1 protein-coding gene is annotated in these 235 nt (G+C 28.9%); it reads right to left on the bottom strand.

Annotated elements, in window-relative coordinates; all coding sequences use genetic code 11:
* Window positions 1-235: hypothetical protein (locus L977_RS24685; protein WP_047625413.1), on the bottom strand; the 235-nt coding region annotated here is incomplete at both ends.

The raw sequence follows: 235 nt of genomic DNA, 5'->3' as shown, positions 1-235 counted from the left end.
GAACATAGATAAATAAAACTCCGAAGCATACTTTTTTGACAAAGTGTGAAAAGCATGCCCAAAGTAAAGTTTACCTTTCTCGCTTGCATGATTTGCTTCATTAAATTCTAAATACATTACTGACACTTTTTCCTTTGCTGTATCTGAATCTTTCTCTTTTTTAAGTTTTTCAGTAACTTTTTTCACAACTTCTTCTAGCTGTTTTTCATCAAATTTAATATTAATTGTTTCCATT

It is taken from the genome of Enterobacter sp. ZOR0014, from assembly GCF_000798855.1.
Lineage (GTDB): Bacteria > Pseudomonadota > Gammaproteobacteria > Enterobacterales > Enterobacteriaceae > Enterobacter > Enterobacter kobei.
The sequence above is the reverse complement of the archived record's forward strand: the minus strand, read 5'-3'. Positions and strand labels throughout refer to the sequence as shown.